The 16,649-nt window shown below is 37.4% G+C and carries 13 protein-coding genes; 3 read left to right on the forward strand and 10 right to left on the reverse strand.

All coding sequences use genetic code 11. The annotated features are described in order from the left end of the window. Positions 1 to 39 precede the first annotated feature (39 nt). Complete coding sequence (locus ACO1XM_RS00320; protein ID WP_486224945.1) at positions 40 to 2,406, forward strand: ABC transporter permease; 2,367 nt, start codon at positions 40 to 42, stop codon at positions 2,404 to 2,406. Positions 2,407 to 3,534: 1,128 nt separating this feature from the next. Here ACO1XM_RS00320 and ACO1XM_RS00325 read toward each other — a convergent pair. Together ACO1XM_RS00325 and ACO1XM_RS00330 are read right to left on the reverse strand one after the other, a co-directional pair. After that, positions 3,535 to 4,863: a M64 family metallopeptidase gene (locus ACO1XM_RS00325; RefSeq protein WP_486224947.1), complete on the reverse strand. Its 1,329-nt coding sequence runs from the start codon at positions 4,861 to 4,863 to the stop codon at positions 3,535 to 3,537. Positions 4,864 to 4,945: 82 nt separating this feature from the next. Then, on the reverse strand, positions 4,946 to 5,446 hold the full coding sequence (locus ACO1XM_RS00330; protein ID WP_486224949.1) for a hypothetical protein: 501 nt from the start codon (positions 5,444 to 5,446) through the stop codon (positions 4,946 to 4,948). Positions 5,447 to 6,381: 935 nt separating this feature from the next. On the opposite strand from ACO1XM_RS00330, the gene ACO1XM_RS00335 reads away from it, so the two are divergent. Further along, complete coding sequence (locus ACO1XM_RS00335; RefSeq protein WP_486224951.1) at positions 6,382 to 7,155, forward strand: LuxR C-terminal-related transcriptional regulator; 774 nt, start codon at positions 6,382 to 6,384, stop codon at positions 7,153 to 7,155. Positions 7,156 to 7,194: 39 nt separating this feature from the next. Here the strand turns inward: ACO1XM_RS00335 and ACO1XM_RS00340 are convergent, their stop codons facing one another. The 5 genes from ACO1XM_RS00340 to ACO1XM_RS00360 all read right to left on the reverse strand — a co-directional run bounded on the left by ACO1XM_RS00340 (position 7,195) and on the right by ACO1XM_RS00360 (position 11,162). Then, positions 7,195 to 8,073, reverse strand: a complete 879-nt coding sequence (locus tag ACO1XM_RS00340) for an SDR family NAD(P)-dependent oxidoreductase (RefSeq protein WP_486224953.1) — start codon at positions 8,071 to 8,073, stop codon at positions 7,195 to 7,197. A 36-nt stretch (positions 8,074 to 8,109) separates the two neighbouring features. Continuing rightward, positions 8,110 to 9,006 (reverse strand): c-type cytochrome, encoded by an 897-nt coding sequence (locus tag ACO1XM_RS00345; RefSeq protein WP_486224955.1) that lies wholly within the window; start codon positions 9,004 to 9,006, stop codon positions 8,110 to 8,112. A 249-nt stretch (positions 9,007 to 9,255) separates the two neighbouring features. Beyond that, the gene (locus ACO1XM_RS00350; protein WP_486224957.1) at positions 9,256 to 10,107 is read right to left on the reverse strand and encodes a helix-hairpin-helix domain-containing protein; all 852 of its coding nucleotides are present in this window, start codon (positions 10,105 to 10,107) and stop codon (positions 9,256 to 9,258) included. Continuing rightward, positions 10,100 to 10,480, reverse strand: coding sequence for a VOC family protein (locus ACO1XM_RS00355; RefSeq protein ID WP_486224959.1), 381 nt, complete (start codon positions 10,478 to 10,480; stop codon positions 10,100 to 10,102). Before ACO1XM_RS00355 ends, ACO1XM_RS00350 begins: the two co-directional genes overlap by 8 nt. Before the next feature lie 334 nt (positions 10,481 to 10,814). After that, complete coding sequence (locus tag ACO1XM_RS00360; protein ID WP_486224961.1) at positions 10,815 to 11,162, reverse strand: hypothetical protein; 348 nt, start codon at positions 11,160 to 11,162, stop codon at positions 10,815 to 10,817. A 175-nt stretch (positions 11,163 to 11,337) separates the two neighbouring features. On the opposite strand from ACO1XM_RS00360, the gene ACO1XM_RS00365 reads away from it, so the two are divergent. Further along, a complete protein-coding gene (locus tag ACO1XM_RS00365; protein ID WP_486224963.1) occupies positions 11,338 to 11,556 on the forward strand; it encodes a helix-turn-helix transcriptional regulator in 219 nt (72 codons plus the stop codon). A gap of 148 nt (positions 11,557 to 11,704) precedes the next feature. On the opposite strand, the gene ACO1XM_RS00370 is transcribed toward ACO1XM_RS00365, so the two are convergent. From ACO1XM_RS00370 to ACO1XM_RS00380, 3 genes are all read right to left on the reverse strand, one after another. Further along, a complete protein-coding gene (locus tag ACO1XM_RS00370) occupies positions 11,705 to 12,730 on the reverse strand; it encodes a hypothetical protein (protein ID WP_486224965.1) in 1,026 nt (341 codons plus the stop codon). Positions 12,731 to 12,915: 185 nt separating this feature from the next. Further along, positions 12,916 to 15,960, reverse strand: a complete 3,045-nt coding sequence (locus ACO1XM_RS00375) for a TrlF family AAA-like ATPase (RefSeq protein ID WP_486224967.1) — start codon at positions 15,958 to 15,960, stop codon at positions 12,916 to 12,918. 445 nt (positions 15,961 to 16,405) lie between these two features. Further along, a complete protein-coding gene (locus ACO1XM_RS00380) occupies positions 16,406 to 16,603 on the reverse strand; it encodes a helix-turn-helix domain-containing protein (protein ID WP_486224969.1) in 198 nt (65 codons plus the stop codon). Between the last annotated feature and the right edge of the window lie 46 nt (positions 16,604 to 16,649).

Consider the following 16,649-nt stretch of genomic DNA (forward strand, 5'->3'; position numbering starts at 1 on the left):
AGAATGTTAAAGTGTTAAAGTTTTATTAAGCAAAACACCATGTTACTAAACTATTTCAAAATAGCAGTAAGGAGTCTCATCAAGAATCCTTCTTACACATTTATCAATATTGGTGGTTTAGCCATTGGTATTGCTTCCAGTATTTTAATATTACTGTGGGTGGCCGATGAATATTCATATGATCGTTTTCATAAGAATTACAACAGTATTTACAAACTGTATCAGTCTCAACAGTGGGCACAGGGTATCGGTACAAGTACCTCCATGCCGTATCCGCTCAAAGAAACCTTGCTCAACAAAACAAACGAAGTTAAATACCTGGTTATGACCAACTGGGGCGAAGGCAACATGCTGCAGGTGGGGGAAAAGCGTATATCTAAATTCGGCATTAGTGCAACAGAAGACTTCTTTAACATGTTTAGTTATCACATGATAAAGGGCGATTCTGCTACAGCCCTGCAGGATCCTAATTCTATTGTTATTACTGAGTCTACCGCCAAGGCACTTTTTGGTGAGCAAGAAGCGCTTAACCAATTGATACAAGTTGATAATGGTCGTGAATTAAAAGTGACAGGCGTGGTGCAAGATTTGCCAAGACAATCGTTTTTTGATTTTGATTACGTACTCCCATTTGCTTATTATGTAGCCACACAACCTTGGGTACGTAATTCATCAGATAACTGGAATAATAACTCATTTCAGATGTATGTACAGCTTCAGCCCAATGCAACACAGGCGAGTGTAACCAATAGTATAAAAGATATCATAAAAGATAATAATCCGAAAGCACCAACAGCTCAGCTTTTCCTTCACCCCATGAGTAAGTGGCGCCTATACTCTACTTTCGAAAACGGAAAGAACACAGGCGGTATGATTGAATACGTGCAGTTGTTTACGATAATTGCCGTTTTTGTTATGATCATTGCGTGCATCAACTTTATGAATTTGGCTACTGCCCGCAGCGAGAACCGTGCGCGTGAGGTAGGCATTCGCAAAAGTGTAGGCTCCAGAAGAAAACAATTGATATTTCAATTCCTCGGAGAATCATTGGCTATTACATTTCTTTCATTTCTATTGGCAATTGTGCTGGTAGAAATTGCACTACCCTTTTACAACACCCTGGTAAGTAAAAACATTGTACTTGATTATGGCAATCCTATGTTTTGGCTCTCTGGCCTGGCTATCATTTTTGTTACAGGCGTAATTGCAGGAAGCTATCCGGCATTTTATCTATCTTCTTTTAAGCCAGTAAAAGTATTGAAAGGAAAAGTGAACATAGGAAAAGGCGCCAGCACACCACGCAAAGTATTGGTAACACTTCAGTTTGGCTTTTCGATATTTCTCATCATTGGTACACTTACCATCTACCAGCAGATTATGCATGTTAAAAACAGGGATATTGGCTATGATCGTGAAAACCTGATGCAGATATGGACTAATAATGAATTAGAAAGAAATTTCCAGACCATCAGGCAAGCCTTGGTTAATACAGGTGTTGTTCAGTCAGTTTGTAAAAGCAATAGCCCCATTACTTCTATTTTTACCAGCAACGAAGTAAAATGGGAGGGAATGAATACAGAAGAGCGCGTTTCTTTTTCAACCATTGCTACTGAATACGATTACATCGAAACGATGGGTGTAAAAATGGTTGCGGGCCGCGACTTCTCACGTGACTTTCCAAGTGATTCGATGTCTGTAATCATTAACCAGGCGGCTGCTGATTTTATGGGAATGAAAGATCCGATCGGACAAAAGTTAATTTACAACAGGGAACCTCATGAGATCATTGGTGTTACTGCCAACGTTGTCATGGACTCTCCCTATCAACCTGTGGAACCTTTGGTAATGATTTTTGATCCGAGTTGGACAAGTACGATTACACTTAGACTAAAGCCAACCAAGGATATGTCGGCATCTATTGATCAGGTTGAGCAAGTGTTTAAAAAATTAAATCCAGCGTATCCATTCGAGTTTCGTTTTGCAGATACTGATTTTCAAGGGAAGTTTTCCTCCCTTAATTTAGTGAGTAAACTTTCTTTCATCTTTGCTGCCCTGGCTATTATCATTACTTGTTTTGGTTTGTTGGGCTTAGCCGCCTTTATGGCTGAGCAGCGTACCAAAGAGATCGGCATTCGTAAAGTATTGGGTGCCACCGTTAGCAGTATTGTTATTTTAATAAGCAGCGATTTTTCAAAACTGGTGTTTATGGCATTTTTTATTGCTTCACCTATAGGCTGGTGGGTACTGACAAATTACTTGGAGCGCTATCCATATCGTGTGGATATTTCCGGATGGATTTTACTGGCAGCTGGAGGTGTTGCGCTTATATTGGCGCTATTGATTGTAAGTACACAAGCCTTGCGTGCAGCGATGAGTAATCCTACCGATTCGCTTAGAAGCGAATAAGAAGATTTGTAACGTATATGGTATTTTAGACAAGCGCTGGCCACTGGCTGGCGCTTTTTTATTTACTTAGCTTGTAAATGCTTAGCTGATTTCCCGTGTGTACTGCACACTTACCAAGTGTCGCTGAGAAGAAGTGAAAGGGGTAAGTAAACTTGTTGTTGATCCTACCCGCCAATCCTGATTCATTCATGTTTATTGTTGTGTAGCACGTATATACTCAGTTCAACATTAAGCTTACTTCTTTTATTCAACCCTCATGATGTGATAAAAGTGGCCAACTCTTTTCATTTTTTTTCATAAAATAGAGCGCTTGAGTATTTATAACTTTCAGGTAATTCACAAAGCCCGGCCTTTACAGGGTTATCATGAATGTAAGCTAACTTTTGCTCAAAAACATCTGCTGTCCACAAGAGAATTCCCAACGAGTTTCGTTCCCATAGTTGTTACTTACTGTCCTTCGCATTAACGAGTAAGCTGCCAAGTAAGTGATATTTTTCAGCTTTTAATACTTTTATTACCTGCTGACTTGTAAACTTCAAAAATTCCGCTGTACATCTGGTCTTTTATTATCTCCTAACATTTGCCATATCATGTAAAAATGATTCGACATAATAACAAATCCATAAATGGCTACCCGCTTCGTTATACTCAAATGGTTTAGACTATTATTAATAATATTTTGAACTTGTTTTCTTTTAAAATATGCGTCCATTCCAAACAGGTAATGGTTGTAAACTCCGGATGTTCCTTTGAGAAAACGAGTTGTTCTTTCATTGAACATAAAATTAATGAAAAGCTTTACAATTTTGTCAAAGGAACTTGTTGGTGATCTTCCCCACCAATCCCATCGTGCAAAGCCAACAAGGGCGAAGGATATTTCAGAATTGTTAAGACAAACTAAATTGAAAAAGTGAGTTCTCTTTTTTGTTCCCTCTTACACAAGCGCAAGCTTCTCGCTTGTGCTTTTCTATGTTATGTGCTTCTGATCTTATGAATTTTATTTAAATGACGGTGGCACAAGCTAGATGCTTGCGCCTGAAGGGGTTGCTGAGAAGAGTTATATTATGTTAGCTTGTTGGTAAGCAGGATATTAATTGGAGCCTGAAAATAATTTGTATTATCATTTATCTACTCTCGAATAACTCTTTGAGTAATTAAATTGCCATTCAGGTTAAAATTTAGAAAGTATATGCCTGGAACAGGAATCACTTCGGAGGCTGTAAATTGATATGCGTGTTCCCCCGCCTTCATGTGTTCATTTACTAATGTCTTTGTTACTGTCCCGTTTATATCTGTTAATACAACTGACACGCTACCCGAAGTTGGAATTGCAAAAGTAAAGCTCAGTTGAAGTTTAATAGGGTTAGGAAAAACCTTTACCTGAAATTCTTGCTGCAATGAAGTTACCTCAGTAACAATATTATCTGCTCTTACTGTCCATTGAATTGAATAAAGATGCGTAGTTAGATGATTAGCGTTCTTAGTGAGCGCTGTTGTGTCAATTACTGTAGCCGTGATAGTGGTCACCTCAGCATTGAAATCACTCACAGGCACAGTAATTGATTCAACATTTTTGCCGATAACCGTATTGGCTTTTTTCCATTCAATTTTTAACGTGTTGGGGTCTGGCTTGAGCGTAAAAAGTTTGAATTGCAGATCGGTATCTCCTAAATCTAAGTTATCAGTTTTTGGTTCAAATGATATGATAGGGCTGGTCAATAAATGTATTCGCTCTACAAAATTCTCTGTACAAACACTGCAAAACGGATTTCCTAATGATCGCATTTTACACATCTGATGAGGCCGATACCAAGAAGGTGACTCAGCATGTGGATAAATCCCGATCCCTTTGATGTTCAGCCAGTTTTTCCATTTTATCATTGATGGACTACTTTGCTGGGTTAGATTTGGTTTCTCTGCTGCATAGCTGGATCCAGCCCAATACTCGTCAGCTAAAAGTGCAAATGAATGACCTATTTCGTGAATACTAATTTCGGAAGCAATGTCATGAGTAGATGAGGTGGCGATAGCTCCACCTGAGCCTCCGTAATATGGACTATTAACCAATACAAACACTAAGTCATATTGAGGAAATTGATTGGCCAAAATTAAAGCAGCAGCACTAGGTTTAGTGATTACTAATAATCGATGGATTCCAGCATAGTCGAAAGTACTGCCAAAATAATTATTAATGGTTGGTGCTATAGGTACAACGGCACAATCAGGATCAGTGGTATTTTGAGGATGCATAGCACCAGATTCTAGTGAGGGAACTTTTATAGCGAAAGCATTGAAATAGTTCTTGTAATTTTTAAAAGGTACTTGGTCGAACATAGACGATAACATTAAGTTAACATCTGTTATGTACTTGTCCATCTCCGTTTGTTGATAGCCATCACTTAAGAAAACAATATTGATTTGGTTTTGAAGATCTCCATTTTTAAATAGTGTATCCACTGAAAAAGTCTGACCACTTGCCATTATAACTCGTAGAACAAGGCATATAATCAGTATGAACTTTAGCTTACAGAATGGCATATTATTTCAGTTTGAAAAAAGTTTGATCAACAACTTTGTTTTGTTTGATTTCATCTATACGCAACAATGCTGTATTGTTGGGAAGGGTAACCCTAATGAAAAATTCTTCTTTTTGTAATTTAATTAATTTTACTACAAGTTGACCCTTGTCATCCTGGTATTCAACATTCTTGAATAGCGGATGATCAATGGCATATGAACCCAGTTCTTTTTCAACAGCGTCCAGAAATTTAATTTCCAAACGATTGGAGGATTGAGATTGTATGAATGTTTTTTTAAATGATCCAGCTACTTCCCTTAAATCAAGTTGTTCAATAAGGGTCGAACTATCATATCTGGCAGTTGCCTTAAACGAAATAAAATGTATTCGAGAAGTAGCTTTATCTTCTACCGTTGGTTTTTGATATTGGTACGAAAAATTGGATTTTTTACAGGCCAATACCATAAAACATATCATTAAACTTGCCATTAAATACTTATAAACTGAATAAGGAGCAAGCATACAATTGGATTGTGTTTAATATCAAAATAGTGATTATGGTCATTTTTAAATAGTTGATGTTAATCTTAACAACTTTTTGTGTTTCTAAGCGGGTTTTTGAAATGATTTAATGAAATTAATAATAATTAACTGTATACCCACCTTTCAACTAAAATAAGCATTAGTACTTTATGCCTATTCTGGAACGATCCCTTTTTAGAAATTTGCACTGGCAGAGATAAAAATATAAACAATAGCAATGAGTAGATTCTTAGCCTACGTAGAGTTATCCGTAAGGAATTTTGGCCTGACAAGCATGGATTCTAAGAGTCTTTACACCCATCGTTCACTCTTGCCAGGATACGCGTAGAAGGATATTGTTTTGGATACTGTGCTTTAAGTTAATTGATAGTGGCATAAGCGATGCGCCTGAGGTTTGCCAATACATACATACAACACTAACAAGAGTACAAACTTTAAAAAATAGTTCTTTTGTACTATAGAAGAACTCTTGTTTATAGAAGTATTTTGTCAAAATCTATACAGGGGACGATTCAGCGTTCTGGTGAATGTGTTTAACAATGAAGAATATCTGTTTCGTGGCCCGTCTTACTTGTTGTAGGTTGAGTGGCTGTCGTTAGGTCAAAGCACTTGAAGGGTTCGGATCTTAATGTCGTCAATGTTTCTTATGGCGATTGAAGTATAGTTATGTTGATATTTCCATCGATCAACTAATTTTGACTGGTGATCCCTGGTGAAATTTTTAACATCACTGTACTATCGCTTATTGGTCAAATCAATTTTTAATAAAATAAGTCAGTTGGTCAAAGATTGATACAAGCTCTTTACGCTATGGGTAACCTGGTAATTCCGATATTATGACAGAATGATAGTATAACCTTTAAGTGCATTAATCCGTTCTCAAATTTTATTTTAGCTGATAATCATAAACAATTATGCAAAAGTCTATAGCACCAGAATCCAGGGCGGTAAAAAATAGCGTGGCGCGGGTGTTGAGCCTAGAAAAAGTTGCGAACCCCATGATTGAGTCTGATCAAGATATCGATTTAATTTTACAGTGTGCACACATGCTTGAGCAGCTTTATCCGGATAAGGTGGTATTGTTGTGCCAAGAACATCACAAAATTTTTAAGTATGCCAGTGCAAACGCTGTCAACCTGTTTGGATATTCAAAAGAAATACTTGAATCGTTTTCTTTAGAAAATCTGATTTCAATCATCCACCCTGAAGACCTAGAACATGTAAAGCTTGGCCTCACAAAACTGCAGGAGTTTTCAGACATTTCACCAGTTGAGAAAAAAGTGATCTTTACTTATCGAGTACGGATGTTGGACGGCAATTATATTATTGTGCATGATGAAAAGGTCTGCTTGCGAACTCCGAGTAGTACACTTACCTATTTTAACATTTATAGCAAGTGTAAGGATGAGAAGAGTCCTGTAAAACTTGAAGTATACAAACGCTTTGCTGGCAATCGAATGATTCGGGTTTATGAGTTTTTTTTTCGTGATAATACCAAGCCATTTTCAACGAGAGAGCTAGAAATTATCAAGCTACTGGACAAGGGTCTTGATACTATTAGCATCTCAGAGGCACTTTCAATAAGCGTTTTCACGGTAAAAAATCATAAACAGAATATGTTTAAAAAAGCGCAGGTGAACAATAGCCGGGAGCTTACCCGATACGCAAGAAGTCTTCACTTGATTTGAGATTCAAAGCGGATACTAAGAAATTCAAACTATAAAACATTATACATTCTTTGAACTCAAATAGCCTTCAATTATAGATTCGCTTGCATCCCAAAGCTGTTTTCGCCTTTTCGAATTTATCTTTGCTTGGCGGATATATTTCGGTTTCATGTTTGGTCCGAAGAAGTTTGTTGGTGGAAGTATTTCACCGAACTCTCGCTGCGACAGCACCGTTGGTGTGATCGCAGCTTGTGAAACCGAAATTCCTATAATACGCTGCACGAGTTTCATCAATCCTCGAAGAAAAGGGTTGATGCCAACGCCATGCTGGAAGATTTCGGAATTAACAATTCCCGGCCACACACATGCAACCAATGTAGAAGTACCTTTTACCCTATCTGCCAATTCCAGTGTAAACAGATCGTTTGCTACTTGTGCGCGAGCGGCAACGCGCAATCCTCGTTTGCCAGTTCTATATTGTAAGTCATCAAAATTCAATGTATCATCGTAAACACCTGGGTTTGCTACATAAATCAAAGCACCAGTATTTGAATTATTGATCATGGGTAGCAGCAACCGTGAAAGTAAATAGCGTGAAAGATAGTTGAGTGCAAAGCTTCGCTCAAGATTTTCGGATGTCCAAGAAGGTATAAACGATATATTGCCTGCACAAAATATAATTGAATCTAACCTTTCAGTGGCAACCTTAACCTCTTGAGCGACACGCGCAGTATCAGCCATCAGAGAAAGGTCAGCACAAATGAAGATATGTTTGCCTGCTGGATTGTGATGAAAGAGTAAGTCTAAAACTTCTTTTGCTCGTTGCTTATTTCGGCCACACACAATGACTGTGCAACCCTCTGCGGCTAGACTTATTGCAACTGCGCGTCCAATTCCATCCGTTGCTCCGGTAACTAAAGTCACTCGTTGTCTTTTCATACTGTTCATTTAGAAGTCTTTATATGTTTTAGGCCGTTAATTGTTTTTTTTACTGGGCGTTGGAGGAAGTCCCCGGAGATAAATCCACATGGCATCAATTTCTTCGTTGGTCAGTTGCGAATAATTCCTCCATGGCATTATATCATTAAGCTTTTTACCATCTGGTCGTATTCCAGTCCTTACCGCTGTTGCAAAGTCTTCTTTCGTCCAATGGCCAATCTCAGCAGGCGTGAGGTTAGTCGATTGCGGAGCACCAGGAATTCCCATTTGCTTTCCTCCAGATAGATCCTTTTTGTGACATGATTTACAACTGTATATTTCCATTAGATAACTTCCGGTTACCGTAGAGTCTGCAATAGAAGGATTCTCAGCGTCTGTTATTTTTACCTTCTCAGCAGCAAGCAAGGGTAATTTTCCGATTGTAACCAAGGCTCTCGCAGCAAACCCAAGTTCGGATTTTCCTAAGTTTCGATTGACAGGTGAAACTTGTTTCAGGTAGGCTATCAAAGCGTTTGCATCTTCAGTGCTCAACTTAACATACACTTCACTTGGCATGACGAGTAAGGATCGCTTGTTTCTATCAACACCTCGCTTGATCGACCTGATCCAGTCTTCATCGGTATATCCTTTTACCGCGGAGCCTTTCCCCTGCGTTAGGTTGGGCCCGATGATTCTTCCAAGAAAACCCTCGTAATAAATTGCGCCCCCAAGGTCGTTTCCATGGCAAAGGGTACAATTGGTAACACTTGATAGATACTCACCTCGCAGGACTGCAACACTATCTGATACAAAACCGGGCGAACTGTAGTCATTCACTTCATGTTCCTTCCGAAGTTTGTATTCACTAATCCCATACACTGAAGCGATCAATACCAGAACAACGCAGGCTAAAATGGTCAGCGATAGTTTAAGAACTTTTTTGTAACCTTTCATGAAACAAAATTCTCACTCAAAAGCTTTCGTGTCAGTAGCCCAAAAGGATCATAAAAAAATACTTTACTAAGCGTTATCCGCAGGGAACTTTGAGCTTGAATGATTCATCGTACTGTTGCCTTACTTCAATTTTGTGTTCCATTTTGTCCTGTTTTAAGTTTTGTGTAAACCTGTTTTAGGACTAGACATGGCGCTTAAGAGGAAAAACGCAAGTAATACTGACGAACAGCACCAACAAGAGCAGCGTAACTATAACTTCTTTTTACTAAAGGCCTTCCGATAAGCCATGGGGGTCATTCTAAATTCTTTTTTGAACAAGCGGATGAATGCACTTTCATTTTCAAAACCGCATTCAGGCACAATATTGCCTATGGAAGTATTTGTCTTTTTTAATAATAGTGATGCTTTCTTTAATCGTATTCGCGTGAGGTATTGCAGCGGGGTAAGTTCGTAGGCACTTCGAAAGCAGCGGATGAAATGATATTGGGAGAGGTGTGCTAAGTTCGCCAATTGGGCGATGGTCATACTTTTTTCAGGATGTTTGACCATATAGGCCAATGCCAGCTTTAACTTTTTATGTAAATCCTTCTGTGTAGACTCATGCGTAGCGGGTATTTTTTTGGCCGTCTGGTATTGAGGTAACTCAAACCATGGCTTCTTTGGTCGATTAGCAGGATAGCCGTTCTTTTCACGAAAGGCTTTGCGTTCGGGTGTAAAGTTCCACCAGTTGAGTTTGCTATCCGGGTGATTGGCAAAATGCACCACAAGCCGAAACTGGTCTTCCACACACGGATCTACCCAAACACCCATTTGCTTTTCGTATTGATCGGTAAGTTTTGCTCCGTCTTTTCTTTTCAAATCATGTAATGAATAATAGCCCATCCCGATGAGGTCGTGTGCAAAACGTATTCCTATAGAGGGGAGGCTCTGAAACTGGGAAAGTGCAAAGAGTTCCATCGCTCTGATCTTGGATGTGTTGAGCAATTTTTGTAAAGTTTCTACTGTGTGCAGATGGATTTCACCCTTCTTGATTTTATGTGCGCGCAGTTTCCTTACTTCTTCTGGCGTAACTTCCAGCGGATTGAGTTCCTCTTTACTCATGTTCTGCGAAAGTTAATAGATAATTATTATTGTCGATGAGTGAAAATTCAGTAGCACCATAAAAAGTTTTGTTCAGCTCGGTGAGCCCATCTACCTTGCCTTTGATCTGATCATAATATTGGTGAATGTTATCGACACTGATATATAAAAGGAGTGATCCACCGTTACTACGACTTACCATCGGGTGCATGCCTTCAATGCTGGCAAGGGTTTGAAACATAAAAGTAACACTTCCGTTCTTCATCAGGGCAAATATTTTCTCACCATCAGGTGTGGCCACTTCATCGGCTAGCGTAAAGCCCAGCTTTGAATAAAAGGTGATGGTGGCTTTGATGTCGTTGACAAAAATAGTAGGCGAAATTGATTTCATCATTTGAATGATTTTAAGTTCGTTCAAAAGTAGACAAAAGCGTGATGAGCAAATGTGCCGAAATTGCTAAAGTGAATGAGCTACTGCGGTGTATACAAAAGCAAAGCTGTCCCTATCAGTAATCGATGTCTTTCATACCGACAACGCATAGTTTTTTTCGAATACATTGAAAATTTCAGCTTCAACCTAGTGCAAGTCTTCAGCCTGTGGGTATGCCTGTGCGAGACAATAGATGGATGCTAATGAGGCACAAGTGAGCCATACGTTCGCCAACACATTATAAAAATTATACTTACATGTGCTTGCTAAGTGACGCTGAGAAGGAGAGGGTGCAATCTCACTTCAACACCTTCAACTTTTCTTTAGCCTTTTTAGCAATTTGCAGTTCCACATATATTTTCATGGTATACTTCATCAACGTTTCGTTGCTTGAATCAATCTTGTTGCTGTATTTATCCAGCAGCTCAAAATACAATTTATGTGTGGCATCATCATTTTCTGCAAAGCCCAGGTAGGAGAGTACAAGACTGCCGTAGTAGGTTTCAAATAAACTGTCTGAAAAACCAATGGCTGCAAGACCGTTAGCAAGTTTGGTTGATTTCAGATCCTGTCTGATCAGGTAGAGTGTGAGTTCGATGTTGGTTGGCAGCTTAATGAGTCGGGTTTTGAGGTTTTTGAGTTTCATAGCTAAATATTTTTGAATGATTAAACATACATAAAATGGTGATTATATTTCATAATAAGATTATATAAATTCGTTTTATGGTTATTATAATCTTTTAAACGATTGAAACTCAAACATTTAGATATGATAGTCATATCAGGATTCAGTAATTTGTGAATCAGATTAATTACTGGAAATGGCAGATAAGGTTAAAATAAATCGTTTGAAGGTCGTGCTAACCGAAAAGGAAATAAGTCAAAAGGATTTTGCTAAGATGGTTAAGAAAACCCCTAATACAATCACACGAATTTGTAATAACGAAACTCAGCCTTCATTAAAGTTTCTTCGTCAAATGGCAATTACTCTTGATGTGGATATATCAGAATTGTTAATACCAACTAAGTCGAAGAAGTAAGTTTCCTTTTCCCTTTTACACAAGCGCAAGCGTCTCGCTTGTGCTTTTCTGTTTTAAGTACTTCTGATCTTATGAATGTTAGTTAATTGATAGTGGCACAAGCGAGATGCTTGAGTCTGAGAGGAAGGAGGAAATTAGGAGCATTGGCTCACTTACTTGTTTGATTAATAAATCTTGTCAACTCTATAATGGATGGGCTATTGTCTGATGCCTTACTCGATAAATGTCCAGTGTTACCATGCTCATAAATAGATTTAGCCACCTCCATCATTAATGCATTCTTTGTAATCCCGTCAGTCGGATCAATACTTTGTAAGAATAGTTTATATGAATTTAATGTGTTCTGCCTATGCCGATTTAATGTTGCCAAATGCTTGTTAACAGAGTATTGCTTTAAACAGAATGAGATCACATAAACCCAGATTGAGATTACTAACAGTCTACTTATTATTTGTATTGTCAATAATCCTGGCTCACTTGTGGTGTAGCTTATTCCCAGCCAATCATTTAATTTATTGATGGTCAATGCAAAAACAATTATCATTACAATACCTAGTGTAAGCCACTTTTCTGCTGATCCAAGTTTTATCCCTCCTTTTAATCCAAAAGAAGAATGGCCGTCCGCAGCGCTTCTAAATATTTGAGCATAATCGGAAATCGTTTCTTCACTGGATTTTTTCCTTAACTCATTTGTTATTTCGTCAACATCTTTTTTCTTTCGTTCAAAATCAGCAATTAACTCATTAAGACGAATTCTGTCACCTTCAATATCCTTGTTTGCTAGAGACTTTACTGTGCTGTAAATTGAAAAAAAATTGTTTGGATTATTGCTTTGTTGTGGGTCTGCTCCAATTAAACATGAGTTATGCCAGCTAATAACCGAATTCAAAATTTGTTGTCTTTGAGCGAATCCATTTCTGGCGTCTTCAACAAAGTTATATTTTCTAATATTATTATGGTGTGAATTCCATTGTGAGGCAAAGTAGATGATCCTTTCTTCTATGCCTCTTGGAAGACTTATATTAACTCCAATATTGATCATTTCAGTGATTAGATCACGAAGTTCACTGAAGATAACCAAAATGTCTTTAAAATTTTGGCTTCCAAAGTCAGGGTTTACCAATGGATCTAAGTTTCTGCCTAGAAAATCATTTATTTTTTCATTATCCTTCATATTATCTTGCTCGCTATGTTATCTACTCTAATTCATAATTTACCCTACTCAGAGTTACCTGGAGGGAACTTTGAGCTTGATATGGACTTACTTTGATTCTCAGAGTCCTTACGCTCATCCTCCCCACCTGCCCAGTGACTCTGAGAAGTAGAATGTCTCTCTACTTCTCATCAAGTCTTTGCTACTTATCTTTTAGTCACTTTATACTTTTCAGTTCTATTATCAAAAGCAGGGAACGTTCCTTCAAGAATTTCAACAACACTGTTATTAATCGTTGGATTCTCAATTGCTCCTGTAGAATAACTGACTTTATTAGAATCCTCTTTGGTTATTTTAATGTGAATAATTTGCTCTGCATCGCATACAATTGCCAAATTAGGGTTGTGTGTAACAATAATTATCTGACGCTTATCTTTTACTTGCTTTATGAATTTCCCAATTATTGTATGGACGCTTTGATTGTCTAAATTTTCCTCTGGCTGGTCAATAACTAAAGGAATATTATCGTTGTCAACTAAGAGGTAAAAGATCAGAAGTAAAGCGCCTCGTTCACCCGGAGAAAGTTCTGATAATTCTTTGTCACCTAATTTTAATTTATAAATTGGATTTAGATAGTCCATTGAAAAAAGGAAATTGTAGAAATCTACAGGACCATAGCCTTTCTTTAGTTGATCGTGAAGATTGCGTGCAGCATTGTCTTGATCCGTCCTTTTGTCATAAAAAAGATGGGTAATAAGGTCCTGAATAAAAAGGATAAATCCTTCTTTTGTATTGAGTTCAGAAACTTCGATTAATTGTTCCAATTTTTTATAGCCATCTTCTTTTCCAATAAAACTACCTTTTGCACCAACACTTATATGGTCGAAGAACTTTTCGATGAATCCTTGAAGATGCAAGGAAACATCAAGTTTAATTTTATAATTATCAGTTAAATTGTTATCCGCGTCAATAAAATCTGTCACTGGCTTAAAGAGCTGTCTATATAGACTTATAATTTCGTTCTTTTTCTCATATAGGTTTTCTACAAGGGCTCTACGCGCATTTCTAGCTGTTTCAAATTCGGTCTTGAGATCATTATCTATGTAGCGTAATACTTCTTCGAAATACTTAAGAGTTCCTTCAACTTGTTTTTCGCCTACAATTGCGGCTCGACCTGTTTCCCAAGCTTTAAGATTACTCAAATATTGTTGGTGCAATTTAGAAGGCTCGTCTAATTTTTCCTTAAATGTTGTGATTTCATCAAGTATATTTTTTATTTGAGAAGGTAAACTGTCATCTGCATTGCCTAATAAGTTGTTTACAGCAATTAATCCTTTCTGCTTTTCAAAAATTAGTGACGTTAGTGGTTCGCTGTTAACGTTAAGAGTAATTATTTTGTCAAGTTGAATGTTGTACTTTTCGTAAATAGGCCTCTGAGCGGCTATAAAGGAGTTAAATTCATTGGATAAATTTGATATTGCTTGATTAGCTTTAGTTAGCTCGTTTATGGCAACATTTAAATCTGTTTTTTCTTGATTTTTTTCTACTGTTGTTTCTTCTAGCTTAAGTAGCTTTTCTCTAAGAGTTTCTATTTGTTTGCTTATGGCTTCTTGATTGCCACTGTTTTGTGGCGCAGCTACTGCAGTAGGTTTAATTTTGTCATGAGCTTCAAGTTCTGTCTTTTTCTTATCATGTGAGTCTTGTATTGTTTTTCTATAATTAGGATTTCTTTTAGATTCAATATCTGCAATTTTATTATTTAGTGTTGTGATTTCATTTTTGATTTTGTTTATACTCTGCTGAATAACCTCACTTTTATTAGATATTAATTCATCAAGTGAGTTAGCTCCAATTCTATCACTTTGTGGGGTATGTGAGAAGATGATTTTCCGAAGTTCTTTTTCGAAATCTATGCCATCTTCTACAGAACATAATGTTTCGAGAAAATTTTGTGGAATATATTTTACCCTCTCTGTCAAACTACGATCGACATCCTCACTAAGTCGTTTAGTATTGGTAGTTCCATTTCTCCATGTCAAAGTGGCTTCAAATTCCTCTGCTTTATTTGATGGCTTCCTTTTTTTAAACTTTTCACTATTTAAGAAAGAAAAGTTGTCAGCGTTATGGGTGTTTCCACATAGTCCAATAATATCAGCCAATGCACTTTTACCATTTCCTTTATTACCAATAATAGCAACTAACCCCGCATTAAGAGATATATCTAGTCCGTCAAACCATATTTCATTAAGTGGAGAATCTGGAATTTTTGTTATGCTAATTTTTTCAATGAATTTGGTTGGATTACCCTCAATTCTATATATTAATTCGGGTTTTTCGCCAATGAAGACTCTATCACGTTCATGTAGGATTTGTTTTAATCCTTCGAAAGAGGGGTCAGATTTTATCCAAGTATAGCATTTCCCTATTCGATCTTTCTCTTTCGTACTTGAATTATGATGCGCATCACTGCAATCCAATAATAGATTATTTACATTTTGTTCTGTTAGTTTTTCCTTGGCCTTATAAAAAGCTAGAATACTTTCCGATGATGTAAAAACTATATGACATTTATTGATTGCATCTTTCTTTTCTGCAATACTATTATCATTCCAAGAAAAAGCATCCCATTCCGTTTTGCCAATTGCAATTAAAAATTTATCTGTGAAATACGTAGAGTTTTCTAAGAAAGAAATTATTTCGTCTTCATCACAGTTAAGATTATTAAAGCCCTCCTCTAAATCTGATCCAAAATGTTGCAGTTCGTGAGCTGGGATTCCGGCTTTGATTTGGCGACCAAGATCGAGCAAACTTTCAGGGGTGATTAATCCACCCCATGAAATTCCACCATTTAACCCTGGTGTCAAACTATATTTAGCACTTAATCCATTCAAGAATTGAGCTTGAATAATTTCTGGGGTAACCTCTTCAGAGAATATTATATGCAGATTAATACGCTTGAATTGACGATGTCCAGCAAATTTCTTTATTCTAAATTCAATTACAGGAAGTATAAGTTGAATATTCGATAATCGACCCTTGGATTTATAATCAAGAACTTTCCTGTAGCCATCAATAAAGATATAGTCGTTGATTCCTATGACTTGGATTTCTTTTGGAAGACTTTCAAGATCTTTAATATAGGTTTCCCATACATCATCATCCCCGTCTGCTTTGAAGGATTGAATAAGAGAAGCGGGAGTATGAACATGTAAGTCCCATTTTCGCCATTTAGAGCCTCTTTTATCATTCATAGTGTTAATTTATAGTGGGCCATTAGTATTAGGGCGGTTACAAGAGAGTGGTATGATCAACGAGTTCTCAACTTTCATTTTTTTGTTCATAGTTTCGATATAACCTAACTCCCAAAATACCATTTACCGTGACGCTTGGAGCTTGCACATAAATACTGGCTACATACAATTATTGGATATATTTCGTTTTTAGAGCCCATCGATGTGCGTATAATTACTAATATCGGAAAGTTTTGTACAGAATAGCAAATTAAGACTACAATATGTAGAAGGCTGTTTCTTTGCATACCTTAAAGCGGGTAAGCAACAAAACACATAAAGCGAAGTAACTTGTTGGTGAACCTGCCCATTGAGCCTGTCGCGCAACACCAACAAGGGCGGGTGTTAATTTATGTTGGCACAAGCGATACGCTTGCGCATGGGGTATTTACTCCTATGCCAACCCTCAGCTATTGATCAGTTCCTTCGGGTCGACTTTCAGGGCTGCCGCAATGCGGAAAAGGTTAGTGAGGGACGGCTCTACTTTATTATTTACATATCGATTAATAGAGTTATATGTAATCTCGGTCTCCTGGGCTAACCAAAAACCAGATTTTCCTTTCTCTTTCAATACTTCATTGATGCGATGCAGCCGTTTTGCCATATACCAAAAATAGGGCATGTGTACATAAGAAATATATATCTTTTAT

It is taken from the genome of Chryseotalea sp., assembly GCF_057350905.1.

What these genes read in the sequence shown, in the direction of transcription:
- ACO1XM_RS00375 (WP_486224967.1), bottom strand. Translation starts at nt 15,960, where the DNA reads ATGAATGATAAAAGAGGCTCTAAATGGCGAAAATGGGACTTACATGTT.
- ACO1XM_RS00350 (WP_486224957.1), bottom strand. Translation starts at nt 10,107, where the DNA reads ATGAGTAAAGAGGAACTCAATCCGCTGGAAGTTACGCCAGAAGAAGTA.
- ACO1XM_RS00370 (WP_486224965.1), bottom strand. Translation starts at nt 12,730, where the DNA reads ATGAAGGATAATGAAAAAATAAATGATTTTCTAGGCAGAAACTTAGAT.
- ACO1XM_RS00355 (WP_486224959.1), bottom strand. Translation starts at nt 10,480, where the DNA reads ATGATGAAATCAATTTCGCCTACTATTTTTGTCAACGACATCAAAGCC.
- ACO1XM_RS00380 (WP_486224969.1), bottom strand. Translation starts at nt 16,603, where the DNA reads ATGGCAAAACGGCTGCATCGCATCAATGAAGTATTGAAAGAGAAAGGA.
- ACO1XM_RS00345 (WP_486224955.1), bottom strand. Translation starts at nt 9,006, where the DNA reads ATGAAAGGTTACAAAAAAGTTCTTAAACTATCGCTGACCATTTTAGCC.
- ACO1XM_RS00335 (WP_486224951.1), top strand. Translation starts at nt 6,382, where the DNA reads ATGCAAAAGTCTATAGCACCAGAATCCAGGGCGGTAAAAAATAGCGTG.
- ACO1XM_RS00365 (WP_486224963.1), top strand. Translation starts at nt 11,338, where the DNA reads ATGGCAGATAAGGTTAAAATAAATCGTTTGAAGGTCGTGCTAACCGAA.
- ACO1XM_RS00320 (WP_486224945.1), top strand. Translation starts at nt 40, where the DNA reads ATGTTACTAAACTATTTCAAAATAGCAGTAAGGAGTCTCATCAAGAAT.
- ACO1XM_RS00340 (WP_486224953.1), bottom strand. Translation starts at nt 8,073, where the DNA reads ATGAAAAGACAACGAGTGACTTTAGTTACCGGAGCAACGGATGGAATT.
- ACO1XM_RS00360 (WP_486224961.1), bottom strand. Translation starts at nt 11,162, where the DNA reads ATGAAACTCAAAAACCTCAAAACCCGACTCATTAAGCTGCCAACCAAC.
- ACO1XM_RS00330 (WP_486224949.1), bottom strand. Translation starts at nt 5,446, where the DNA reads ATGCTTGCTCCTTATTCAGTTTATAAGTATTTAATGGCAAGTTTAATG.